This window comes from Mycobacterium sp. IS-1496, from assembly GCF_001499995.1.
Taxonomy (GTDB): domain Bacteria; phylum Actinomycetota; class Actinomycetes; order Mycobacteriales; family Mycobacteriaceae; genus Mycobacterium.
Genome location: NZ_LQIU01000023.1, coordinates 226771 through 251930, shown reverse-complemented (window position 1 = coordinate 251930; position 25160 = coordinate 226771). Strand labels below are relative to the sequence as shown.

Sequence of the window (25160 nt, the reverse complement as noted above, 5' to 3'; positions counted from 1 at the left end):
GCACTAGTAGGCCACCGTCTGTGAACGGCGCCGCACCACGGTCACCTCGTCGCGTTGATTGCCGGTGGGGCCGAGATAGTTGAACGCAAACGCGTTCTGCGCGTAGCCCCCGGCCAGATGGCTCGGTTTGATGAGCAACCGGGTCAACGAGTTGTGAATGCCGCCACGCCTTCCCGTGGTCTCGGTCAACGGCACGTCGATGGTGCGCTCCTGCGCGTGGTAGACGAACACCACACCCTCGGGCATCCGGTGGCTGACGATCGCCCGGCACACCAGCACGCCGTTGCGGTTGACGGCTTCGACCCAATCGTTGTCGCCCACGTCGATCTTCGCCGCGTCGACGGGGCTCATCCACATCGTCGGACCGCCCCGCGACAGCGACAGCATCAGCAGGTTGTCCTGGTACTCCGAGTGGATCGACCACTTCGAGTGCGGGGTGAGATACCGCACGGTCAACCCGACGCCGTCACGGCGGTCTCCGACGGCCGGTTCGCCGAACAGGCGGGCCATGTCCAGCGGAGGACGGTAGACGGGCAGTTGCTCGCCGAGTTCCTCGAGCCAGTCGTGATCGAGGTAGAAGTGCATCCGCCCCGTCAACGTGTGGAACGGTTTGAGCTGCTCGACGTTGACCGTGAACGGGGCGTAGCGCCGTCCGCCGGTCTCGCTGCCCGACCACTCCGGGCTGGTGATCACCGGTACCGGACGGGCCTGCGCGTCGGCGTAGGTGATGCGGCGCTCCTCGCTGCCCTCGGCCAGGTGCGCGAGGTGCCGGCCGGTTCGTCGCTCCAGTTCGCGGAAGCCCTCGACCGCGAGCCGGCCGTTGGTGGTGCCCGACAGCGCCAGGATGGTGTCGGCCATGCGCTCGGCGGTGGTGATCGCCGGTCGCCCCGCTGCCGCGCCGGTCTTCAGCACCCCGAATTTCGCCGCCAGCTCCCGGGTTTCCTGTTCGGGCCGGGTGGTGATGCCTTTGGTGGTGAGCCCCAACCGCTCCACCAGCGGGCCGAGGCTGGCCCATTTGTCGGCGATCGCGGTGTAGTCGCGTTCGACCACCGCCAGCGGTCCCATCGTCTTGCCGGGGACCGGTCTCTCCCCGGTCACGCGCCAGTCGTTCTCGGTGCCGCCGGGATAGGCCAGCGCCCCGGGGGTGTCGTGTTGCAGGGCGCCGAGCACCACGTCGGTGCGGGTGCCCAGGTGCATCTTGGCCAGCGCGCTGAAGGTCCGGGCGATCGCGCCGAACGCGTCGTAGTCCGACCGCGTCTCCCACGGGGGATCGATGGCGGCGGTGAACGCGTGGACGTAGGGGTGCATGTCGGTGGTGTTGAGATCCGCCTTCTCGTACCAGGTCGCGGCGGGCAGCACGACATCCGACAGCAGCGTGGTCGAGGTCATCCGGAAGTCGATCGACATGAGCAGGTCGAGCTTGCCCTCGGGGATGTCGGCACTCCACTGGACATCGTTGGGCCGCAACGCCTCCGGGGTGGGCGTGGCCTGCAGATTCGACGCGGTGCCCAGCAGGTGCCGCAGGAAGTACTCGTTGCCCTTGCTCGAAGACCCCAGCAGGTTGGCCCGCCACACGTTGAGCACGCGCGGCCAGTTTTTCGGGTCGTCGGGATCGGTGACCGCGAGTTTCACCGCGCCCGAGGACAACTGCTCCGCCACGTAGTCGGCGATGCCGGATTTGTCGCGCCCGGCGGCCAGCGCCTCGTCGGCGATGTCGAGGCTGGACCGGTCGAACTGCGGATAGAACGGCATCCACCCCATCGCGGTCGACGCCGCCAGCACGTCCATCGTGTGTTTCCCGGTGAACCGGCCGCGGCCGGTCGGGCTGGCCAGCGCGTCGGCGCGGTATCCGTCGTAGCGCCACTGATCGGCGTGCACGTACCAGTACGAGGTGCCCGGCATCTGCCGCGGCGGGCGTGACCAGTCGGTGCCCATCGCCATCGTCGCCCACCCGGTCACCGGCCTGCACTTCTCCTGGCCCACGTAGTGCGCCCAGCCACCGCCGTTGCGTCCCATAGATCCGGTGAGCAGCAGCAGCGACAGCACCGCGCGGTAGGTGGCGTCACCGTGGAACCACTGACAGATGCCGGCGCCCATGATGATCATCGAGCGGCCGCCGGAATCCTCGGCGTTGCGGGCGAATTCACGGGCGATGCGGATCACCTGGCCGGCCGACACCCCGGTGATCGCCTCCTGCCAGGCCGGGGTGTACGGATGCTCGGCGTCGTCGTATCCGCCCGGCCAATCGCCCGGCAGCCCGGGCCGCGCCACCCCGTACTGGGCCAGCATCAGGTCGAAGACCGTGCACACCAGGTGGTCGCCCACCCGGCGCACCGGCACGCCGCGCCGAAGCGTCGTGCCGTGCCCGTCGACGGTGTCGAACCGCGGCAGCGCGATCGCGGTGGTCTCGGCGCCGTCGGCGGCCACGGTGAGGGCGGGGGAGAGCTCGCCGAGGTCGAGGTTCCACTTGCCGACACCGTCGTCGCCGTAGCGGAACCCGAGCGAACCCTGCGGGACGGCCACGTCGTCGGTGCGCCCGTCGAGCAGCACCGGTTTGAACGCCGCGTTCTCCACCCGGTGGCCCAGGTCCGCCGCGGTGAGCATCTTCCCGGGGACCAGCGCGCCGTCGCGGTCCTCGAGCTTCACCAGGAACGGCAGGTCGGTGTACTGGCGCACGTAGTCGACGAAGAACGGCACCCGCTGCCGGACGAGAAATTCGGAGAGGATGACGTGGCCCATCGCCATCGCCAGCGCCCCGTCGGTGCCTGCCGCACAGGGCATCCACTCGTCGGCGAACTTGGTGTTGTCCGCGTAGTCGGGGCTGACCGTGACGACCTTGGTGCCGCGGTAACGCACCTCGGCCATCCAGTGCGCGTCGGGGGTGCGGGTGACCGGGACGTTGGAACCCCACATCACCAGATACGCCGCGTCCCACCAGTCACCGGATTCGGGGACGTCGGTCTGGTCCCCGAAGACCTGCGGCGAGGCCACCGGCAGATCGGCGTACCAGTCGTAGAAGGAGGTCATCGCGCCGCCGATCAACTCGACGAACCGCGACCCGGCCGCATGGCTCACCATCGACATGGCCGGGATCGGCGAGAACCCGGCGACCCGGTCCGGGCCGTAGGTCTTCACCGTGTGCACGTGTGCGGCGGCGATCATCTCGGTCGCCTCGGCCCAGCTCACCCGCACCAATCCGCCCTTGCCCCTGGCCTGTTGGTAGCGGCGGCGGCGTTCGGGATCGGATTGGATGTCGGCCCAGGCGAGCACCGGATCGCCGAGGCGTTCCCTGGCCTCGCGGTACATCTGCACCAGCACGCCGCGCGCATAGGGGTACCGGACCCGCGTCGGCGAGTAGGTGTACCACGAGAAGGCCGCGCCCCGAGGACATCCCCGCGGCTCGTATTCGGGCCGGTCGGGGCCGACGGACGGATAGTCGGTCTGCTGGGTCTCCCAGGTGATGATCCCGTCCTTGACGTAGATCTTCCACGAGCACGACCCGGTGCAGTTGACGCCGTGGGTGGAGCGGACCACCTTGTCGTGGCTCCACCGGTCACGGTAGAAGACGTCGCCTTCTCGACCCCCGCGGCGGGTGACGGTCCGCAGGTCGTCGGAGATCTCGCCGGGGGTGAAGAACCGGCCGCTGCGTTCGAGCAGTTCCTCGACCACGCCGCCGGTGCGGGGTGCTCGGCTCACGTGGGCGTCCCCTTCGGTTGTGGTTCGCGGGCGTGCAGGCGCAGCGCGGTGTAGGCAAACGCGATCAGCGCGGTGGCCACCAGCAGCAGCAACCCGACGGTGTAGTCGTTGTCGACCGCGTCGTAGGTTCCGCCCATCACCAGCGGCGGGAAGTAGCCGCCGAGTCCGCCTGCGGCAGCGACGATCCCGGTGATGGAACCCACCGACTGCGCAGGCGAGCGGCGCGCCACCCAGGCGAACACCCCACCGGTGCCGACGCCGAGGAACAGCGCCAGGCTGATGAACGTGACCGCCGACCACAGGTCCGGCGGTGGCTGGAAGACTGCGACGAAGGCCAGCACCGCGGTGCCGGCGAACGACGCCAGCACGACGTACTTGGGTGGGATGCGGTCGGCGAGCGCACCGCCCACCGGCCTGGCGAGCACGGCCGCCAGAGCGAACCCGGCGGTGCGCGCGCCGGCGTCGACGGCGGAGAAGTCGTAGATGGTCTTGATGTAGGTGGGCAGGTAGTTGCTGAACGCGACGAACCCGCCGAACACGACGGCGTAGAGGAACGACATCTCCCACGTGACGCGGAGTCTCGCGGCCGCTTTGAGTTTCGGCAGCACCGCGTCGGTATTGGGTGCGAAGTGCGGTGAGTCGTGCATCGCGAGCAGGCAGATCACCGCGGTGAGTGCGAGCGCGATCGCGACGATCAGGTGGGTGGTGAACAGACCGAACCAGTTGACGAACCGCGGGGTGAAGAACGCCGACAGCGCGGTCCCGACCATGCCCATGCCGAAGACGCCGGTGGCGAAACCGCGGCGCGACGCCTCGTACCAGTGGTTGGCGAACGGGATGCCGACGGCGAATATCGTGCCGGCGATGCCGAGGAAGAACCCGAACACCAGCAGCAGTGGGTACGAACCGGCCGATCCGGCGGCCCCGACGGCGAGCACCGGGACGATCGAGGCCAGCGAGATGGCGATGAACATCACCCGACCGCCGAACCGGTCGGTGAGCGAGCCGACGACGATGCGGCCCAGCGACCCGACCAGGATGGGCGTGGCCACCAGCATCGACGCCTGGGTGCTGCTCAACGACAGGTCGCCGGCGTAGGTGGTCGACAGCGGGCCGATCATGTTCCAGGCCCAGAAGTTGATCGCGGAAACCCATGTGGCGAGGGCGAGGTTCATCCCTCGGCGTGCGCCTGTGTCCGGCGTGACGGCCGTGTTCACACCAAATAGGGAACCACCCGACGATGGCGCTGACATGGAATTGCGGAAAACTTTTGCATTAAAGCAACCAGTGGCGCGCCGACACTTCCGATGAGGTGCGGAAACGCCCGGAATACGTCAACGACCGTCGTGTCGGCGCGCCCGAACGGTCACCGCTGGCAGTGCGGGCACCAGTACGAGACCCGATCGCCGTCGCCGTCGCGCCGGATCGGGGTGCCGCAGCGGCGGCACGGCTTGCCTGCCCGGCCGTACACCCACACGTCGCGACCGGGGCGGGTGTCGCCGGTGGTGGTGCGGTTCCACCGGGACCTGTTCAGCCACAACATATCCCGAGCGCGCTGCACCATCCGCAACGGGTCCTTGAGCGCGCTCACCGGCGCGGTCGGCAGGTGCCCGGCGACGAAGCACAGTTCGTTGGCGTAGACGTTGCCCACGCCGGCCATCACCCGCTGGTCCAGCAGTGCCTCGGAAAGGCGTCGGTCCGGGTCGGCGCTGAGGTTCTGCGCCGCTGTGCGCGGCTCCCAGTCGTCTCCGAGCAGGTCGGGCCCGAGGTGGGCGACGGCGTCCATGTCGTGTTCGCGGTCGAGGATCTCCAGCACGCCGAGATCGATGCCCGCGGCCTGCACCGCCTGCTCACCCTCGCCGGCCTCGAGGATGATGCGGATGCGGTAGCCCGCCCGGCTCGGACGCGACGCCGGGACGACCTTCCAGCTCCCCTCCATCTTCAGGTGTGAGTGGATGCTGGCCGGGCCGACCCTGATGAACAGGTGCTTGCCGCGGCTGAGTACCTCCTCGACGACGTGGCCGGTGAGATCGACGGTGGCGTAGCGCGGTACGCGGACATCGCAGCGGGTCAGTGTCTTGCCCTGGAGGCCTTCGCGCAGCGCGGTGGCGGTGCGGTAGACGGTGTCGCCTTCAGGCATAGCCCATTGAACCAAGTACGTCGAAAGACCCGAGATGAGGGCTTTCGGACCCACGGCGGTGCCGACGGGACGTCAGGCTGCTCACATGTGAATCGATGAACTCACCGACGACCCCACGCGCGGTGAATCGCCACGGCCGTCACCGCAGCCGCAGACCGCGCGGCGTGCGGGTGAACCCCGCACCGGTCAACGCGTCGTGCACGGCCGCGCGCACCCCGCCCGGTGCGGGTTCCAACACCGCCACCCCGTTGACTTTCTCGACCAGAAGCGACTGCACGCGGCCGCGGCCCACCAGGTCGGCCAGCGCGGCCGCGGCCGCCATCTGGGCGTCGGAGTCGTCGGTGAAGCTGAGCAACGACCGGCCGCCCCGTTCCAGGAACCAGGCCAACTCGCCGTCGACCAGCGCCACCAGCGCACCCGCCTTGCGGCCCGGCCGGTGTGAACCCTCCGCCTCACCGTCGGCGGTGCGGGCCGGCCACGGCAGCGCGGCGCCGTAGGGGTTGGCCGGGTCGGCCGCCGCCAGTACCACCGCGTGGTAGTCACGGCGTTCCTGGTCGACCTCGTCCAGATAGGTCCGTAACCGGTCCACCGTCGAGGCCACGGCGAACTGGGCCCCGCCCAGCGATTCGACGAAGTAGCCGCGCTGGCAGCGGCCGGCGTCCTCGAAGGCGGTCAGCACCTTGTAGAGCATCGCGAACCCGCCCGGCACACCCTCGGCGACGGCCGCGCCCTTGGTGAGCACTCCGTGGCGGTTGAGGAGCAGCTCGGCCGAGAAGTGCGCGCGCACAGTTGAATCGGGCTCTGCATCCGGTAACGCCGACCAGCGTCCGGCCACCGTCGGGTCACTCGACCTGGTCTGCGCGTGCGCGATGCTGTAGCTGCTCAACCGCGGCGGGCGAGCCCGTTGCCTGTGTGCGGGGGCGCCGCGCCTGCCGGTGGACCGCCGGCTTCCGGAGAGCATGGCGCGCACGGGGGCGAAGGTGTCGCCGGTGACCCAGCCGCCCCAGATCAATTCCCACAGCGCCGTTTTGAAGGATTCGGAGTCGCCGCCGGCCACTTGGCGGAAGGAGGTGTCAGCGAGCTGACGAAAGAAGAAAGCGCCGCCGGCGCCGAGGGTCTCCATGATCGCCCGATGGGTGTCGGTGAATTCGAGTTCGACCGGCGCGGTCAACGTCAACGGCGCCGAGTCGGCGTGGTGGAAGGCGATCCAGCCGTCCCCACCGCCGATCGGCCCCGCCCCCGACCACATGACCTCACCGCTGGCCAGCAGTTCGTCGAGCATGGCAGGCTGGTAGTCACGTACCCGTTGGGACAGCACCAACGGCTCCACCGCCGACGCCGGGATCGGCGCACCGGCGAGTTGGTCGATCGCCGAAGCCAGCCCATCGACTCCCGCGCTGTGGGTCGATCCGACATGCTGCCAGGCGGGGAGGAACCTCGCGTACGCCGTGGTGCTGACCGGTTCCACCTGCGCCCGCAGCGCTGCCAGCGACCGGCGGCGCAGGATCTTCAGGACGTCGCCGTCGCACCACTGCTCGTTGCCCGCGGGATCCCCGGCGGGGACGTCGGTGAACTCACCGCGCACCAATCGTCCGTCGACGGTGAGCCGGCCCAGCACGTCGGCGGTCACGCGCAGACCCAGACCGAACCGCGCGGCCGCCTCGGCGGTGGTGAACGGGCCGTGGGTGCGCGCGTAGCGGCCGATCAGCTCGCCGAGCGGATCGGCCACCGGGTCGAGGAACGACAGCGGGACGCCGACCGGCACGGCGATCCCCACGCCGTCGCGCAGCAGGCCCACGTCCTCGATCGCCACCCACCAGGTCTGCCCGGCGAACGACACGGTCACCACACGCTTCGCCGACAGCAGACCCTCGAGCCACCCGCCGACGTCGTCGGTGGTGGAGCGTTCGGCGATCTCCTCGGCGGTCAACGGCCCCAGCAGCCGCAGCAGGTCGGCGACACCCTCGGCGTCCTTCGCGCGCCGATCCTCGGCGAGGTGCTGCAACTGGCGCGCGGTGGCGGCGATGACGTCGGAGTCGAGCAGCTCACGGAGTTCGACGCGGCCGAGCAGCTCGGCGAGCAGCGTGCTGTCCAATGACAGTGCGGCGGCGCGCCGTTCGGCCAGCGGACTGTCGCCCTCGTACATGAACGCGCCGACGTACCCGAACAGCAGTGAGGCCGCGAACGGGGACGGTGTGGTGGTCTCCACCTCGACGACCCGGAGCCGGCGTTGGGCGATCCGCTGCATCAGTTCGACCAGAGCGGGGACGTCGTAGACGTCCTGCAGGCACTCGCGCACGGCTTCGAGCACGATCGGGAAGTCCGGATACTTGCGGGCCACGTCGAGCAGCTGGGCGGCGCGCTGGCGTTGATGCCACAGCGGGGAGCGTTTACCGGGATGACGCCGCGGCAGCAGCAGCGCACGGGCCGCGCACTCGCGGAAGCGCGACGCGAACAGCGCCGACCCGCCGACCTCCGCGGTGACGAGGGGTTCGATCTCCTCGGCGTCGAAGACGAAGAGGTCCGCGAACGAGGCGGTGCCGCCGGATTCGAAGTCGGTGTCCGGCAACCGGACGATGATGCCGTCGTCGGATGCGGTCGGTTTCTCGTCGATGCCGTAGCGCTCCCGCAGCCGGCGCCCGACCGCGAGCGCGAGCGGGCCGTGCACGCGCAGACCGTAGGGGGAGTGCAGGATGATCCGCCAGTCACCGAGTTCGTCGCGGAACCGCTCGACGATGAAGGTGGTGTCGGTGGGCACCGTCCCGGTGGCCTGACGCTGATCGTCGAGCAGGCGGTAGAGGTTGTCGGTCGCGTAGTCGTTGAATCCCATTGTGCGACAACGCTCGGCGAATGCGTCGGCGCCCAGCGCGGCGAGTTCTCCGGTGAAGGCCCCGACGGCCGCACCGAGTTCGGCGGGCCGCCCCACTCCGTCGCCGCGCCAGAACGGCAGCCGCGCGGGCTGGCCGGGCGCCGGGATCACCAGCACGCGGTCGTGGGTGATCTCGGTGATCCGCCAGCTCGTGGCGCCCAGCGAGATCACGTCGCTGGGCCGGGACTCGTAGACCATCTCCTCGTCGAGTTCGCCGACCCGCGAGGGCTTCTCGGAATCGGTGGCCAGGTAGACGGTGAACAGGCCGCGGTCCGGGATCGCGCCACCGGAGGTCACGGCGAGCCGCTGCGCGCCGGGGCGGGCGGTCAGCGTGCCGGCATCGCGGTCGTACACGAGTCGGGGTCGTAGTTCGGCGAATTCGGTCGACGGATACTTCCCGGACAGCAGGTCGAGCGTCGCCTCGTACGCGCTGCGCGGCAACGTCGCGAACGGGGCGCTGCGCCGCACCGCGTCGAACCAGCGATCGGCGTCGAGCGGTTCGAGGGCCGCGGCCGCCACGGTGTGCTGGGCGAGCACGTCGAGTGGGTTGGCCGGCACCCGCATGGTCTCGATCTGGCCGGCGAGCATACGCTGCACCGTGACCGCGCAACCGATCAGGTCGGTGCGGTGCTTGGGGAACAGCACACCCTGGGAGATCTCCCCGACCTGGTGGCCGGCCCGGCCCACCCGCTGCAGCCCGCTGGCCACCGACGGCGGGGACTCCACCTGGATGACGAGGTCCACCGCCCCCATGTCGATGCCGAGTTCGAGGCTGGACGTCGCCACGACCGCTTTGAGCCGCCCGCTCTTGAGGTCGTCCTCGACGATCGCCCGCTGCTCCTTGCTGACCGACCCGTGGTGGGCCTTGGCCAGCAGCGGTTCCGCCCCGAAGCTCTGACCGCTGGCCATCAACTGGGCGGGGGCGCCGCCGCCCACCCCGTCGTTGCGGCCGTCGAGGGCAATGCCGGTGCGCTCGGCGTGGATCTCGTTGAGCCGCGACGTCAGGCGCTCGGCGAGCCGCCGCGAATTCGCGAACACGATCGACGAGCGGTGCGCCTCGACGAGGTCGACGATCTGTTCCTCGACGTCGGGCCAGATGGTGTTGTTCTCCAGGTCCGCCATGTCGGGCACCGGCACCTGCACCGACAGGTCGAACGTCTTGGCGGCCGGGGGGGCGACGATGGTCGTCGGCGCATGTCCGGACAGGAAGCGCGCCACCTCCTCGGGCGGGCGGACCGTCGCCGAGAGGCCGATGCGCTGCGCCGGCCGCTCCATGAGCTGGTCGAGCCGCTCCAGCGACAGCGCCAGGTGCGCGCCGCGCTTCGTGGCGGCCAGCGCGTGCACCTCGTCCACGATCACCGTGTCCACCTCGGCGAGGGTGTCGCGGGCGGCCGAGGTCAGCATCAGGAACAGCGACTCCGGGGTGGTGATGAGGATGTCCGGGGGACGGGTGACGAGTTCGCGGCGCTGTGCGGGCGTGGTGTCCCCGGAGCGGACCCCGACGCTGATCGACGGGGGCGGGTGACCGTGGTGTTCGGCGATCCGGGCGATCCCGGTCAGCGGCGTGCGCAGGTTGCGTTCGACGTCGACGGCGAGCGCCTTGAGTGGCGACACGTAGAGCACCCGGGTGCCCGCCCCGGCGGGCCGGGGCTCCGAGGACGCGAGCCGGTCGATCGCGGACAGGAAGGCCGCGAGCGTCTTACCCGAACCGGTGGGCGCGATGACCAGTGTGTTGTCCCCGTCGGCGATGGCCGACCAGGCCTGCGCCTGCGCCGGGGTGGGTTCGACGAACGTGCCCGCGAACCACTCCCGGGTCAGGGCACTGAACCGGGAGAGGCCGTCGGTGGCCGTCGGAGGCTGCGTCACCCCTCCATGGTGACAACTGCCACCGACAAGGTGCCGAGTGTCGGGTCGCGTCACGCCTGCGCGCCGAACGCGTGACACAACCCGGCACTCGCGGAGCTACTGCCGCAGCGACCGCTGGTAGCGCCGCATCCCGGTTATCCACCGGTCGTGATCGGCCACCTTGCCCGCCAGCATGTCGCGCACCTGGGGGTGGGGCAGGACCAGGAAGCGGCCGTCGCGGACCGCGGCGAGGGTCTGCTCGGCCACCTCGTTCGCGCTGATCACGGTGCCCGCCTGCACGACGGAATCCGCGCCCAACCGCACCGCGGCATCGGCCGAATCGCGGATCGACGACAGCAGCGCGGTGTCGACACCCATCGGGCACACGCACGTCACGCCGATGCCGTCGTCGCCGTAGGTGACCGCGAGCCATTCGGCGAACCCCACCGCGGCGTGTTTGCTCACGGCGTAACCCGCGGCGCCGATCTGGGTGAGCAGCCCGGCGGCCGACGCGACGCTGACGAAGTGGCCGCGGCCGCGGGCCTGCCACTGCGGCACCAACAGGGTGGCGGCGCGGACGTGCGCGCGCAGGTTCACGTCGAGGATGCGGTCCCAGTCCGCTTCGGCGCCCAGGCCCGGTGCGCCCATGACGCCGGCGTTGGCGACGAAGACGTCGACGGGTCTCCCCGCGACCATGGCCTCGATGTCGGCCACCGAACTCGCGTCGGCGCGCAGGGCCGTGACGGCCGTTCCGGTCGCCGCGAGACGTCCTGCGGTCTCGGCCAGCCCGGCCTCGTCGAGGTCGCCGAGCACCAGGTGGGCGCCCGCGGCGGCGAACGCCTCCGCGAGTGCGCGGCCGATGCCGGAACCGGCGCCGGTGATCGCGACGACGCTGTTGTCGATGTCCATGGTCCGATCCTGCCGAACGGGCGTGGACCGACCGCCCGCCGGGTACTCCGATGGGCTATCGAGGAAAGGCAGATCGTGATGAACATCGTCGAAGGTGCGGCCCGTCTGGTCACCGGGACCGCCAACGCGGCGACCGCGGCGGCCGGTGCGCTCGGCGGTGCGGCCGTCAACGGGATCGTCGGCGGAGTGCAGGGTGCGGCGACCGGTGCCCGCCAGGGTTTGAGCAGCGGAAGCCATTCGACGCCTGCGGCGCTGCTGACACTGGGCGCGGTGGGCGCCGCCGGGCTGGTGGAGTGGCCGGTGCTGGCCGCCGTCGGCGGGACCGCGCTGTTGGCGCGCCAACTCGGACAGAGCGCCGGTACGGACACCGCCCCCGAGTCGCCGCCGCCGAGCCGCGCCCGCAAGACCGCTCCCGCGCGTAAGAAAACCGTAACCGCGAGCAGCTGACCGGCGGTGTCGCGCGCGGGTATCCCTGACCGCGATGGCGACGATTCTGGCCTACACCTCACCGTCGGCGGGGCACCTCTTCCCCATGCTCGCTCTGCTGCGTGAGCTGGCCGGGCGCGGACACCGGGTGCACGTGCGCACCTACGCGGCCGGGGTCGCCGCCGCCCGCCACGCCGGGATGACCGCGGACCGCGTCGATCCCCGCATCGAGGACATCGTCAGCGAGGACTGGCGGGCCCGCAGCGGACGTGCGGTGCTGCGCATGACGATCGAGACATTCGGCGGACGCGGCGCTCACGAACTCGACGACCTCGACGAGGCGATCGCGCTCGTCGGGCCGGACCTCGTCCTGCTCGACATCAACTGCTGGGGTGCGATGGCCGCCGCCGAAGCCGGTGACGTGCCGTGGGCGGTGTTCTCCCCGTACACCCCCTTCCTGAGGTCTGCGGGTATGCCGCCGGTCGGTGCGGGCAAGGCGCCGTGGCCGGGCCCGGTGGGCCGCCTGCGCGACCTCGGGGTGCGCGCGGTGGTTCGGCACGTCTTCGACACTCCGATGATGGTGCACGTCAACACCTTCCGTATGAGTCGCGGCCTACCCCGCCTGCGCGACGTGGACGCCGTTCTGCGTCGCGCTCCGCTGATGCTGGTGGCCGGTGGTGAACCGTTCGAGTATCCGCATCCGGGCTGGGGCGAGTCGGTGCAGATGATCGGACCGTGTGAGTACGAACCGGCAGCCGCCGCGGTGCCGGCGTGGCTCGACGACATCGACAGCCCGGTCGTCCTGGTCACGACGTCGTCGGTGAAGCAGGCCGATTCCGCGCTCGTCACCACCGCACTGACCGCGTTCGCCGGGGGCGGCGTCCACGTCGTCGCGACCTGTCCGGCCGGTGTCCCCGACGGAATCACCGTGCCGCCCAACGCCACCGTGACCGGGTTCCTACCGCACGGGCCCGTCCTGGACCGCGCGATCTGTGCGATCACCCACGGCGGTATGGGCGTCACCCAGAAGGCGCTGGCCCGCGGAGTGCCCGTGTGCGCGGTGCCCTACGGCCGCGACCAGTTCGAGGTGGCCCGCCGGGTGCAGGCCGCCCGGTGCGGCACCCGGCTGCCTGCGCGGCGACTGACGCCACGGCGGCTGCGCGCCGAGGTCGAGCGCGCGTTGACGATGACGGCGGGCGCACGCCGTGCCGCGGCGGGTTTCGCCGCCACCGGCGGGGTCGCACGCGGCGCGGATCTGCTGGAGCATCACATGATTCGCCGGTCGGCTACCCGAAGTGCACGCCTTGAGCCAGGGGCAACTCGGCGGAGTAGTTGACCGTGTTGGTGGCCCTGCGCATGTAGGCCTTCCACGCATCCGAACCGGACTCGCGGCCGCCGCCGGTCTGCTTCTCACCGCCGAACGCTCCGCCGATCTCGGCTCCCGAGGTGCCGATGTTGACGTTGGCGATCCCGCAGTCCGAGCCGTCAGCGGCCATGAACTGTTCGGCCTCCCGCACGTCGAGGGTGAAGATCGCTGACGAAAGGCCCTGCGGCACCGCATTGTTCAGCGCGATCGCCTGGTCGAGGTCGTCGTAGGTCAGCACGTAGAGGATGGGGGCGAACGTCTCCGCGTGCACCACCGCCGTCTGCGCGGGCATCCGCACGACCGCGGGTGTGACGTAGAACGACGTGTCACCGCTCTCGCCTTCGAACATGCGACGCTCACCGCCGGTCACCTCACCGCCGTCGGCGCGGGCGGTCTCGAGGGCGGCCACCATGTCGCGGTAGGCGGTCTCGTGGATCAGCGGGCCGACCAGTGTGCCGTCCGCGGCCGGATCACCCACCGGCAGTTGACGGTACGCAGCGGCGATCCGCTCGACGAGGTCGTCGGCCACCGACCGGTGCACGATCAGCCTGCGCAGGGTGGTGCAGCGCTGGCCCGCGGTGCCGGCGGCGGAGAACACGATCGCCCGCACCGCCAGGTCGAGATCCGCCGACGGTGTGACGATCGCGGCGTTGTTGCCGCCCAGTTCGAGAAGTGCCTTGCCGAACCGCTGCGCCACCCGCGGACCGACCTGCCGACCCATCCGCACCGAACCGGTCGCGGAGAGCAGCGCCACCCGCGGATCGTCGACCAGCGTCTCGCCGACCTCGCGGCCCCCCAGCACGAGTCGGCCGACGGCCTGTGGCGCGCCGACGTCGGCGGCCGCCCGCTGCAGCAGCGCCTGACAGGCGATGGCCGTGAGCGGGGTGAGCTCAGAGGGTTTCCACACGACCGTGTCACCGCACACCAGCGCGACCGCGGTGTTCCACGACCAGACCGCGACCGGGAAGTTGAACGCGGTGATCACGCCCACGACACCCAGCGGGTGCCACGTCTCCATCAGCCGGTGCCCCGGCCGCTCCGAAGCGATGGTCCGGCCGTACAGCTGGCGCGACAGGCCGACCGCGAACTGGCAGATGTCGATCATCTCCTGCACCTCGCCGAGCGCCTCGGAGGTGATCTTGCCCGCCTCCACGGTCACCAGGTCCGCCAGCGCCGCCTTGTGCTCGACGAGCAGGTCGCCGAGCCGGGCCACCAACGCCCCTCGCACCGGCGCGGGGGTGGTGCGCCACAGCGTGAAGGCGTCGGCCGCCGCTGCGATCGCGGCCTCGGTCTGGGCCGGGGAACTCTCCTCGAGGGTGAAGAGCACCTCACCGGTGATCGGGGTGCTGGCGGGCATCCCGCCGTCGCCGGGGGCGCCCAGGTGTGGGCTCGCCCCGATCGCCGCGAAGGCGGCCCGCACCCGGTCCCTCAGTTCGTCGGCGGTCGGCAGAATCTGCGCCGCAGGCGAAGCGGCGGGGGAGGCCGCCGAGGAGGTGGTGGTCATCGCTGGTCCTTGTCGTCAATGGTCGAAGTGTCGTATGCGTTTCCGGTGTCGCGCGCTCGGCTACAGTGCCGCCATGGGTGAACCCGACGAGCACCCGCATCCACCTGCGCCGCTCGATGAGATCGACCGCATCCTGGCGCGTGAACTCGTGACCGACGGCCGGGCCACACTGGCGCACCTGGCGGCCAGCGCCGGCCTCTCGGTGTCGGCGGTGCAGTCACGGGTGCGCCGGCTGGAGGCACGCGGGATCGTCACCGGATACCAGGCGAAGATCAGCCCGGAAGCGGTCGGACACCAACTGTCGGCGTTCGTCGCGATCACCCCTCTCGACCCGTCACAACCCGATGATGCGCCCGCGCGGCTCGAACACATAGCGGCGATCGAGTCCTGCCACTCGGTGGCCGGCGACGAGAGCTACGTGTTGCTGGTGCGCGTCGGATCGGCACGGGCGCTCGAGGACCTGCTGCAGCAGATCCGGACCGCGGCCAACGTGCGGACCCGAAGCACGATCATCCTACAGACTTTTTACGAGGGTCGGCAGCACGTGCCGTAATTTTTACTGTCTTCACTCCTGCGGTGGCGATTTCTCCCGGTTCTGGCTGACCAGGGCGTGGCCCGCGCCGATCGCCACGGCAACCGGCCATTCCACGAGCTCCACGGCGACCAGTCCCGCCAGCGCGGCGTAGAACGCCAGTTGGTCCGGTCGCGGGATGGGCACCCGGCCGATCACCGGCAGCGAGATCGCGAACCGCTCGGCACCGGCGACCCGGGCCGCGACGTCACGATGTGATGGGGCACCGGTCACCTCGGCGTCACCTTCCGTTTCTCGTTGGGATCTAGCGTCGTCGATCATGGCGAACCTACTTGCCGGCCTCGTTCGAAGCAGTGGCCAGGATGCGCTGCTCGGCGGCGCCGCCCGGGTGCTCACCCCGGCCATGTGCGAGATCTACGCCGTCCTCGTCCGCGCCGGGGTCGTCGTCATCGACGACGACTGACGGCGTTCCGGTGAGGCGCTCCAGCAGCGCTGGGGCCATCGCGGAGATCGCGGTCGCGCCCGCCGCGGCGAGGAACGCCTGACTCCACCCGAACGGTCCGACCGGCGTGCAGCCGAACACCTGGCTGACCACCGGGGTGCTGATGATGCCGATCATCGCGGCGAAGGTGGCGACGTTGGTGGCCACCACCAGGGGGCCGTGCGAATCCAGCAGCGTCTGCAGCATCTGGGTGGACACCAGACCGATCAGCGCGGCGGTCGCGGCCCGCCGTTGCGTTCCGGTGACGCTGGCCATCAGCCAGGCCGCGGTCGCCCCGGCCGTGGTCGCCGCGCCACGAATCCCGATCGCCCGCCACATCGCCGCCTCGTCGCGGTCGGCGGCGCCGTTGTCCGACTGCGGGCTGACGGCCAGTGCCGCGGCAGGCAGCGCGTCGGTGAGCATGTTGACCAGCAGCATTTGACGTGCGTTGAGCACCGAGCGGCCGGTCAGCAGGCTGCTGATCAGTGCGAAGCACACCTCGCCCGCGTTGCCGCCGAGCAGGACCGAGACCGCCGATTGCACGCGGCGCCAGAGTTGGTTGCCCTCGTCGATCGCATCGAGCAGGGCCTCGATGCGCCCGTCGAGCAGCATCACATCTGCCGCGGTACGGGCCGGGTCGCTGCCGGCCGCGGCCACCCCGATGCCCACGCTGGCCGCCCGGATCGCCGCCGCGTCGTTGGCGCCGTCGCCGACCATCGCGGTGACCACACCGCTGTCCTCCAACGCCTGCACCACGTCGATCTTGTGTTCCGGCGTCATCCGGGCGAACACCGCGCGTTCGGTCACCGCGGTGGCGCGCTCGTCGGCCGACATGGTCTCCCACTCGTCACCGGTGACCACGTCGTCGGGGGTGACGTCGAGGCCGAGATCGCCGGCGACGACGGCGGCGGTGACGGGATGGTCACCGGTGATCAGCCGTACACCGATGCCCTTGTCGTCGAGCGCCCGCAGCAGATCCGCCGCGCTGGGCCGCAGCGTGTCGGCCAGCCCGACCACGCCCACCGGCCTCAGGTTTCTCGTGCACAGCTGCTCGAGCCGTTCGGGGTCCTTCAGCGCCCTGCGCGCGTCGCTGTCGCTGATGTCGCACTCCGCGACGGCAAGGACCCGAAGGCCCTGTGCGGTCATCTCCTCGAGAAGCGTCGACAGCGCGGCGTTGTCGCCGCCGTGGTCGTCGGCCAGCGCCGCGGTGATCCGCTCCGGTGCACCCTTGATCGTCAGCCGGTTTCCGGTCAGCGCGGCCGCGTACGGGCGGCCGGACTGGAACGGCAGCACCGCGTCGGGCTCCCGCGTTCCGGCGTCCGGGTCGTCGGCGCCCGCGGCGCGCAGGATGGCGGCATCGGTGGCGTGTTCGGTCCGCCGGCCGTTGCGGACGACGATGGTGCTGGCCGCCTTGGTCAGCACGTCGGTTCCGGTGTGGCCCTCGACCGGCCGTAATGCCTTGACCTGCAACCGGTTCTCGCTCAAGGTGCCGGTCTTGTCGAAACACACCACCTGCACCCGCGCCAGCGCCTCCACCGAATGCGGGTTGCGGATGAGCACAGACTCACCGGACAGCCGTCGCGCGGCAGCCAGCTGCGCAAGCGTGGCGACCAACGGCAGTCCTTCGGGCACCGCGGCCACCATGACACCGACGGCGCTGGCCGCGGAGTCGCGCAGTGGGGTGCGGCGCAGCGCGGACAGCAGCCCGACCAGCGCACCGCCGCCCAGGCTCCAGGGGATGGCCCGCCCGGTGATGCGGCGCAACTGGGCCTGCAGGCCGATCTCCCGCGACTTCGACGGCGCCATCGCAAGCGCCCGCTGCATCTCCGAGGCCGGACCCACCGCGGTCACGATGCCGACGCCGCTGCCCGCTACCACGGTGGATCCGGCGTAGAGCATGCAGGACCGTTCGGAGAGCGGGGCGCCGGGCGCGGGCTCGGTCTCCTTGGCGACCGGCAACGACTCACCGGTGAGCGAGGATTCGTCCACCTCGAGGTTGGCCACCTCGGTCAGCCGGACGTCGGCGGGCACCACCTCGCCGGAACGGACGTCGATCACGTCGCCCGGACGCAGCCGCGTGGCGGGCACGGCCTCGTCGCCGTCGGCCTCGTCGTGGCCGAATCGCCTGCGGGCCGGGGGATCCTGCACGGCCAGCAGGCGCCGCAGGATCCGTTCGGCGTGCAGTTGCTGTTCGGCCGACAGCGCGGCGTTACCGAGGAGCACCCCGCCGACCAGTGCGGCGTCGAAGGGGGAGCCGAGCAGGGCGCTGGCCATCGCACCGGTGAGGAGGATCGGGGTGAGTGGGTCGGCCAGGTTGGCGCGCACCTCGCTCACGAAGTCGCGCACGTAATGTGCCGCGCCCACAACGGGTTCGGGTACGAGCGTGCGGCGGCCCTCGTCCGTGGCGGGCTCCCGCCGCGGCAGCAGGTGCGCCACCTCGTCGGCGGGCAGCGCGTGCCAGTCGTGGCCCGGTTCGGCGCGCGGCAGCGGGTCGCGGAACACGCGGTGGCCGGACGAGGCGCCGGAGAGCAGGCCCGCCATCGCACCGGCGTGGACCGAGACGGGTCCCCGGCCGGGCACTCCCGGGATGAGCATCAGGGCGCCGACGGACGAACTCGACAACGACAGCTCGACACCCTTCTCGCTCGCGGCCCTGGCGGCGGGCAGCGCGTGCAGGACCCGCCACGCCCCGGTCAGGTCGTCGACGAGCAGGTCGGCACTCCACGGCGGCGGCCGTCCTTCCCGGAGCACGCCGACCGTGACGTCCGCCGCGTGCGGTGTGGTCATGTCGGCCGTGGTGATCAGCAGGACCGTCGCACCATCGTCCTTGGCCGCGGCCACAGCTGCCGCGAGCGCGTCGTCGGGCGAGTCGCCGACGCGGTGCAGGTGGTCGAATCCCTGCGCCAGCGACCGTAATCCGTCGTAGGCAATGGACACCACGCGTGGTCTGGTGCGGCGGGCCTCGGCCACGACCGCCGCGGCGTAGGGGTCACGGACGTGGCTGACGAGGACCTCGCCGTCCGTCCCGGCGTCCGGGACGTCGGACATGGGATGCCAACCGTCGCCCAGTGTTCCGTCGGCCAGCGCCTTGCGCGCGGCCTGCCAGGCCCGGCTGCGATGCGAGTTCGTCAGCCCGCGCACCCGGCTGACCATGAGCTCGTCGGTGTGCAGCGCCCGCGGATCGATCACCACGGTGTCGATGCGGTCGAGGGTGCGCAGCGCGCGGGGGTGCAGCACCAGGCCGCCGTGCTGCGCGGTGAATCCCCGGCTCAGTGCGCAGGCGAACGCCTCGCGGGTGGTGCGCAGTGCCTTGGGCGCCGCCACGACGGCCGCTTCACTCGCCGTCGCGAGATTGCCCGACAGGACTCCGAGTGTCAGGCCTGCACCGACACCGATCGCCGCCGCCCGGTCGGCATATCGCTCCGGAGCGCCCTCGGGCGGCGAGACCCGTGTGGTGGGTGGGCGGTCGTCGGAGGCGTGCCGGGCCAACGCGGGTTCGTGGCGTCGCCACGCCGCGCGGTCGTTCCACGCCTCGGCGGCCAGCATGGTGCGCTGGGCGGCTTCGGCCGCAGCCGAGACGGGCGAGACCGCCAGCGTCGCCATGGTGGCATGGGCGGCGGCGAACAGCAGATCCGTGCCGTCGGGTCCGAGCCTGCCCTCGACCTGCTTGCGCAGCCGGGGCATGTGGTCGACGAGGGTCGGCACGGCGGAGACGACATCGGGCAGCCCGCGCAACCGGAGCATGGTCGCGGTCACCGACAGGCCCAGCCCGGCCACGGCGAAGGCCGCGCCCGCAGTGCGCGCCGCGAGGACCGCATCGTCGCCCGGAAGGTTCATCGGTCGGGTCCGGCGCGCTCCGGCGTCGGCGGTCCGCTCGGCCTCGTCGACGGTGCGCAGCAGCTGCGGCAGTGACGGGCCGTCGTTGTCGACGGCGACGACGATGCGCGCGACGGTGGTGTTCAGCGCGACCGATCGCACCCCCGGCAACTCCTTGACCGCCCGCACGACCTCGGCGGCCACCGCGGCGCCGTGCTCGCCGCCGAGCCCGCGCACCTCCACCCAGCACCGGCCGCCGGCCGCCTGACAGCGCCGCGCGGTGGGCCCTCCGAGCGCCTCGAGGGCGATGGCGGCGGTGGTGCGGAACAGCGAATCGGCGGCGCGCAGCGGCGCGGTCAGCACACCGATGCCGGGGGGTCTGGGCACCCCCTCGCGGTACCCGGGCACCACCTCCGCCACACGCGCGCCTGATAGGAATCTATTGCCCAACTGGGACCGTATACCGGAAAATATTCGGTAGAGTATCGCTATGACCGATATGTTGACGGGCCCCGACGCTGCAGTCGCACCGGCGCGGGTGCACGACGTACTGGCCCGCAGCATCCTCGCCGACGGCCTTGACCTCGTGCTCGACCTCGACCGGTCGGCGGGCTCGTATCTGGTCGACGCCCGCACCGGTGAGCCCTATCTCGACATGTTCACCTTCTTCGCGTCGTCGGCGCTGGGCATGAACCATCCCGCGCTCGTGACCGACGACGCGTTTCGCGCCGAACTCGCCCAGGCCGCCGTGAACAAACCGAGCAACTCCGACGTCTACTCGGTGCCCATGGCACGGTTCGTCGACACCTTCGCCCGGGTGTTGGGTGACCCGGCGCTGCCGCATCTGTTCTTCGTCGACGGCGGCGCGCTGGCGGTGGAGAACGCGCTCAAGGTCGCCTTCGACTGGAAGAGCCGCATCAACGAATCACGGGGCCTCGACCCCGCTCTCGGCACGCGGGTGATGCACCTGCGCGGTGCGTTCCACGGACGCAGCGGCTACACGCTGTCGCTGACCAACACCGACCCGAACAAGGTCGCGCGGTTCCCGAAGTTCGATTGGCCGCGCATCGACGCACCGTTCATCCGGCCGGGAGCCGATATGGCGGTGCTCGAGGCGGAGTCGTTGCGCCAGGCGCGTGCCGCGTTCGAGGCGTACCCGGATGACGTCGCCTGCTTCATCGCCGAACCCATCCAGGGTGAAGGCGGCGACCGGCACTTCCGGCCGGAGTTCTTCGCTGCGATGCGCGCGCTGTGCGACGAGTTCGATGCCCTGCTGATCCTCGACGAGGTGCAGACCGGCTGCGGGATCACCGGGACGCCGTGGGCCTACCAGCAGATGGGCATCACCCCCGACGTGGTGGCGTTCGGCAAGAAGACCCAGGTGTGCGGGGTGATGGCGGGGCGGCGCGTCGACGAGGTCGCCGACAACGTGTTCGCCGTGAGCTCCCGCATCAACTCCACCTGGGGTGGCAACCTCGCCGACATGGTGCGGGCCAGGCGCATCCTCGAGGTGATCGAGGCGGACGACCTGCCGGCGCGCGCCGCGCACGCGGGCGGCTACCTGCAGGCCCGGCTCGACGAACTCGCGCTCGAATTCCACGGTGTGGTTCGCGATGTGCGGGGCCGTGGGTTGATGTGTGCGTTCAGCCTGCCGACACAGGCGCAGCGCGATGCCCTGATCCGCCGGCTGTGGGAGCGGCGGGTCATCATGCTGGCGAGCGGGGTGGATTCGGTGCGGTTCCGTCCGGCGTTGACGGTGTCGCGGGAGGAACTCGACGCCGCGGTGGATGCGGTGCGCGAGGCCCTGCGCTGACATCGGTGCGCTCGGTGAGGCGACGGATCGTGGAACGAAGCCGCGGCATCTCCTGACGGCCCACCAGCTCGCACCCGTGACGTTCGGCGAGTTTGCGCGCGGCAGGGGTGAATTCGTTGTTGGTGACGACCATGGTGCGCGTGCAGTCCTGCATCGGCGCACCGGCGACCACCTCCTGGACCGCACTCGTGCCGACCGGACGCGACTGGCGTTTGCACTGTACGGCCACCCGGTGGGGACGACGGCCGAGCACGAGGTCGACGCCCCAGTCGCCGGTCAGTGGGGTCATGATCACCGGGACCCCGCACGAGCGGGCGACGTGTGCGATGTGGTCCTCGAACTCCGTGCCCGACATCTGATCTTCGGGCGCCGACGACGTGGTGGCCCCCGAGATGGCGCCGAGGAGGAACCGGGGCGCGGCGGCGACGAGAAGCGGCACCGCCACGGCCGGCGCCACGGCGAGTTCGGCGGGCCAGCCGAGCAGGTAGGCGCCCATACCCGATGCGGCGCCCAGCGCTGCGTAGATCTTGAGGCGACTGGTACGGGACACGGCGGGATCGTACGACCGCCGGCCGACGTGTCGCCGACGACACAGCGAAAGGAAGGTTTACCGCGCGCTCACCTGGGGGAACACCCGAAATTGTCGAAGTTGGCGAGAATTCGGTGGGTGCAGGGTGTATCAGAGTCCGCACGATGTGCGCGAAATCGCGGGTCTGCGCCACGTGGTGCGCTCCACGGTCGCCGTCGCATTGCTGGCCGGCGCCTTCCTCGCCGTCGCCGCCGTGTGGGTGAGCACCTGTGGCGGGTCGGTGGCCGACGCGCTGGCCTGCGGTGCGCCGCAGCGCGCACTGCTGGCCCTCGGGGCGCCGGTCATTCTCCTGGTCGGTGCGGTGCGGTCGTTCGCGCGGGCGATGCAGCAGCGCAGGCGCACCGAGAACTGGTGGGCCTGGCAGGCGTCCGGTTTCGTCCTGCTGACGCTGATGGTGCTGGTGGCGGCGACCGGGGCGCCGGTGCTCGCCGGTCCGACGGTCCTCGGCTGAGGGCGACGCCCCACCACGACGTTCGTTTCGCCGCAATGGTCTTCGGGTAGGTGTAGTGGTGCTGAAGGAGGATTATCCATGAAGAGTCCAGACGATCCTGTCGACCACGCGCGGACAACCCGTCCGCATGCCGGTGAGACGATGAAGGACACCAAGAACATGCCTGCGCTGGTTCTTCTCGGGCTGGCGCTCGTGTCGTTCGTCGCCGCCCTGGCGGCGCACGCCACCTCCAACCACACCGTCGGCGTGGTGTTCGGTTGTATCTCGGCTGTGGTGTTCGTGGTGGCCGGCGCGTGGTTGCTGATCGAGCATCGCCGCGTCAAGGGCATCGAAGAGCGTTGGTATGCGGAGCATCCCGAAGTCGAGCGTCAGCGGCCGTCGCGCTGACGCAGTCACCGAGACACGAAAAAGGCCCAGCCGATCGGCTGGGCCTTTTTCGTAGCTCGAGTTACTGCTCGCTCTTCTGACGCTCCTCGGCGGCCTTCGCACCACCGCGGGCCGACTCGGCCTCGGCTTCCTTGCGGGCCGCATCCTGCTGAGCGTCGGCCTTGTCCTGCTGGGCCTTGCCCTCGCGGACCATGTCGTCGCGGCCGGTGACCGTGCCGACACCTTCCTTGGCCTTGCCCTTGACGTCCTCGACGACGCCCTTGATGCCTTCTTCGGGACCACTGTTCTTCTCGGTCATACTCACCTTTCGCCTAGATCGAACACGTGCACAGAGGGTGCCCGATCTCGTCGTCACTAAACGGTCACCCCGGCAGCGTCTCCCCACCGGTCGGAGCGAGCACCTCGCCGCTGTAGTACGACGACAGCCTGCCTGCGGCGAAGAACACGTACGACGGTGCGATCTCGTCGGGCTGGGCCGCGCGGCCCATCGGCGTCTGCTCGCCGAAGTTCTCGGTCTTCTCGACGTCCATCGTCGCGGGAATGAGCGGGGTCCACACGGGACCGGGCGCGACGCAGTTGACCCGGATGTCGCGGTCCGCGAGAGACTGCGCCAGCGAGTACGTCAGCGCCAGCACCGCGCCCTTGGTGGCCGAATAGTCGATCAGCGTCTTGTTCCCGCGCAGACCGTTGATCGAACTGGTGTTGATGATCGCGCCGCCGTCGGGAAGGTGTTGCAGCGCAGCCTTGGTGACCCGGAAGAAGCTGTCGATGTTCACGGCGAACGTACGGCGCCACTGTTCGTCGGTGATGTCGGTGAACGATTCGGTCGGGTTCTGGTAGGCCACGTTGTTGACGACGATGTCGAGGCCGCCGAACTCGGCGGCCGTGCGGTCGACGACGGACCGGCACTGCTCGGCTTCGGCCAGGTCGCCGGGCAGCAGCAGGCTTCGGCGCCCGCACTGCTCGACCAGCGCCGCCGTGTGTTCGGCGTCGGCGTGCTCTTCGAGGTAGGCGATCGCCACGTCGGCGCCCTCCTTGGCGAACGCGACGGCGACCGCGCGGCCGATCCCGGAGTCGCCCCCGGTGATCAGTGCCCGCTTACCCGCCAGCAGGTCGCGGCCGACATAGTCGCTCATCTCGTCGCGTGGGCGTTCGGACATCTCGGAGGTGTCGCCGGGGTAGGGAATCACGCCGTCGGGCGTCGGTGCGGAATCAGCCATGTGCGCCGGGGTAACCCGCCGCGGCGCCGTCAAACGGCGAACGGCACGTCCGAGCAGGTGGCATCCGCTTCGCGAACCCGGTGGCCGACGGGAAGCGAAATCTCTAACGTTCGACGTTTACCGACAAGTGCCCCGGGTACGACCGCCTCATGTCCTTCGGGGAGCGCTCCATCATGACGTGGCATGTCCACGGCTCCTGGACGCAGGCGCTGGTGTCGGGCCGTCATCGCTACCTGATCCCCGTGAACGAGGCGAAGGACGCCGACGGCCGTGGACTGCTCGGCCGCGACTGGCCGCGCGCCCGGGAGGTCGACGTCGAACGCCTGCGCGACGAGCACATCGATCTGGTGGTGCTGCAGCGCCCCGAGGAGATCGATCTGACCGAACGGTGGACCGGGCGCCGTCCCGGGGTGGACGTGGCCGCAGTGTTCGTCGAACACAACGCGCCGCGGCCGTTCGCGGTCGACAGCGTCCACCCGCTTGCCGACCGCGGCGACATCCCCGTCGTCCACGTCACGGACTTCAACCGGCTGATGTGGGACACCGGCAAGGCGCCGACGCTGGTCGTCAACCACGGCATCGCCGACCCGGGACTGCGCTACACCGGTGAGATCGCGGCGGCGGCGACGATGATCAACGAACCGGTGCGGCGGTGGCGAACAGTCGGCACGGACCTGCTGGCGCCGCTGGGCGCGCGGGTGCCGATCGACGTGTGGGGGATCGCGACCCCCGCACTGGCCGACCGGAACTGGCCCGGCGTCCGCGCGCAGGGAGACGTCCCCGGGCCGCAACTGTGGCAGGACGTGGCACGCCGCCGCGTGTACCTGCACACGGCGCGCTGGACGTCGCTGGGGCTGTCGCTGCTGGAGGCGATGTTCCTGGGGATGCCCGTCGTGGCGGTCGCCTCGACGATGGCTCCCCTGGTGGTGCCCGCCGAGGCGGGCGTGGTGAGTGCCGATGTCGAGACGCTGGCATCGGCCTTGGAGAGGTTCGTGTCCGATCCGCCCGCGGCAGGTGCCGCGGGGAAGGCGGCGCGAGATTTCGCGATGGCGCACTTTTCGCTCGACCGGTTCCTCGGCGACTGGGACCGGTTGATCGACGACTGCTGCAGATGAC

General features: G+C 70.6%; 18 protein-coding genes. 7 read left to right on the top strand and 11 right to left on the bottom strand.

What is annotated here, in order from left to right; translation table 11 throughout:
- Positions 1 to 3: 3 nt before the first annotated feature.
- From AU195_RS14295 to AU195_RS14275, 5 genes are all read right to left on the bottom strand, one after another.
- Positions 4 to 3696, bottom strand: a complete 3693-nt coding sequence (locus AU195_RS14295) for a nitrate reductase subunit alpha (protein ID WP_059159702.1) — start codon at positions 3694 to 3696, stop codon at positions 4 to 6.
- Entirely contained in the window at positions 3693 to 4871 is a 1179-nt protein-coding gene (locus AU195_RS14290; protein WP_172800579.1) for a nitrate/nitrite transporter, read from the bottom strand. Before AU195_RS14290 ends, AU195_RS14295 begins: the two co-directional genes overlap by 4 nt.
- Before the next feature lie 191 nt (positions 4872 to 5062).
- Entirely contained in the window at positions 5063 to 5836 is a 774-nt protein-coding gene (gene nei2, locus AU195_RS14285; protein WP_059159700.1) for an endonuclease VIII Nei2, read from the bottom strand.
- A gap of 139 nt (positions 5837 to 5975) precedes the next feature.
- The gene (locus tag AU195_RS14280) at positions 5976 to 10571 is read right to left on the bottom strand and encodes an ATP-dependent helicase (RefSeq protein ID WP_059159699.1); all 4596 of its coding nucleotides are present in this window, start codon (positions 10569 to 10571) and stop codon (positions 5976 to 5978) included.
- A 96-nt stretch (positions 10572 to 10667) separates the two neighbouring features.
- On the bottom strand, positions 10668 to 11459 hold the full coding sequence (locus AU195_RS14275; RefSeq protein ID WP_059159698.1) for an SDR family oxidoreductase: 792 nt from the start codon (positions 11457 to 11459) through the stop codon (positions 10668 to 10670).
- A gap of 78 nt (positions 11460 to 11537) precedes the next feature.
- Here AU195_RS14275 and AU195_RS14270 point away from each other — a divergent pair, with 78 nt between their 5' ends.
- Together AU195_RS14270 and AU195_RS14265 are read left to right on the top strand one after the other, a co-directional pair.
- Positions 11538 to 11906: a hypothetical protein gene (locus AU195_RS14270; RefSeq protein WP_059159697.1), complete on the top strand. Its 369-nt coding sequence runs from the start codon at positions 11538 to 11540 to the stop codon at positions 11904 to 11906.
- 34 nt (positions 11907 to 11940) lie between these two features.
- A complete protein-coding gene (locus AU195_RS14265; protein WP_059159696.1) occupies positions 11941 to 13221 on the top strand; it encodes a glycosyltransferase in 1281 nt (426 codons plus the stop codon).
- Here the strand turns inward: AU195_RS14265 and amaB are convergent.
- Positions 13172 to 14755, bottom strand: coding sequence for an L-piperidine-6-carboxylate dehydrogenase (amaB, locus tag AU195_RS14260; RefSeq protein WP_059159695.1), 1584 nt, complete (start codon positions 14753 to 14755; stop codon positions 13172 to 13174). The genes AU195_RS14265 and amaB overlap by 50 nt on opposite strands.
- A 73-nt stretch (positions 14756 to 14828) precedes the next feature.
- Here amaB and AU195_RS14255 point away from each other — a divergent pair, with 73 nt between their 5' ends.
- Complete coding sequence (locus AU195_RS14255) at positions 14829 to 15308, top strand: Lrp/AsnC family transcriptional regulator (protein WP_059159742.1); 480 nt, start codon at positions 14829 to 14831, stop codon at positions 15306 to 15308.
- Between the two features lie 12 nt (positions 15309 to 15320).
- On the opposite strand, the gene AU195_RS14250 is transcribed toward AU195_RS14255, so the two are convergent.
- Positions 15321 to 15560: a hypothetical protein gene (locus AU195_RS14250; protein WP_059159741.1), complete on the bottom strand. Its 240-nt coding sequence runs from the start codon at positions 15558 to 15560 to the stop codon at positions 15321 to 15323.
- Positions 15561 to 15615: 55 nt separating this feature from the next.
- A complete protein-coding gene (locus tag AU195_RS14245; protein ID WP_286149250.1) occupies positions 15616 to 19971 on the bottom strand; it encodes a cation-translocating P-type ATPase in 4356 nt (1451 codons plus the stop codon).
- Positions 19972 to 20074: 103 nt separating this feature from the next.
- On the opposite strand from AU195_RS14245, the gene lat reads away from it, so the two are divergent.
- Positions 20075 to 21397 (top strand): L-lysine 6-transaminase, encoded by a 1323-nt coding sequence (gene lat / locus AU195_RS14240; protein WP_059159693.1) that lies wholly within the window; start codon positions 20075 to 20077, stop codon positions 21395 to 21397.
- Here the strand turns inward: lat and AU195_RS14235 are convergent.
- Positions 21291 to 21947: a restriction endonuclease gene (locus AU195_RS14235; protein WP_353612157.1), complete on the bottom strand. Its 657-nt coding sequence runs from the start codon at positions 21945 to 21947 to the stop codon at positions 21291 to 21293. The two genes, lat and AU195_RS14235, sit on opposite strands and share 107 nt — an antisense overlap.
- A gap of 145 nt (positions 21948 to 22092) precedes the next feature.
- Here AU195_RS14235 and AU195_RS14230 point away from each other — a divergent pair, with 145 nt between their 5' ends.
- Both AU195_RS14230 and usfY read left to right on the top strand, forming a co-directional pair.
- Complete coding sequence (locus AU195_RS14230; protein ID WP_286149249.1) at positions 22093 to 22437, top strand: hypothetical protein; 345 nt, start codon at positions 22093 to 22095, stop codon at positions 22435 to 22437.
- Positions 22438 to 22515: 78 nt separating this feature from the next.
- On the top strand, positions 22516 to 22824 hold the full coding sequence (gene usfY / locus AU195_RS14225; RefSeq protein ID WP_059159690.1) for a protein UsfY: 309 nt from the start codon (positions 22516 to 22518) through the stop codon (positions 22822 to 22824).
- 61 nt (positions 22825 to 22885) lie between these two features.
- Here usfY and mbp1 read toward each other — a convergent pair whose 3' ends face one another.
- Both mbp1 and AU195_RS14215 read right to left on the bottom strand, forming a co-directional pair.
- Positions 22886 to 23122: a microaggregate-binding protein 1 gene (mbp1, locus tag AU195_RS14220; protein WP_011854970.1), complete on the bottom strand. Its 237-nt coding sequence runs from the start codon at positions 23120 to 23122 to the stop codon at positions 22886 to 22888.
- Between the two features lie 64 nt (positions 23123 to 23186).
- Entirely contained in the window at positions 23187 to 24044 is an 858-nt protein-coding gene (locus AU195_RS14215) for an SDR family oxidoreductase (protein ID WP_059159689.1), read from the bottom strand.
- 173 nt (positions 24045 to 24217) lie between these two features.
- On the opposite strand from AU195_RS14215, the gene AU195_RS14210 reads away from it, so the two are divergent.
- Positions 24218 to 25159: a glycosyltransferase gene (locus tag AU195_RS14210; protein WP_286149248.1), complete on the top strand. Its 942-nt coding sequence runs from the start codon at positions 24218 to 24220 to the stop codon at positions 25157 to 25159.
- Position 25160 lies beyond the last annotated feature (1 nt).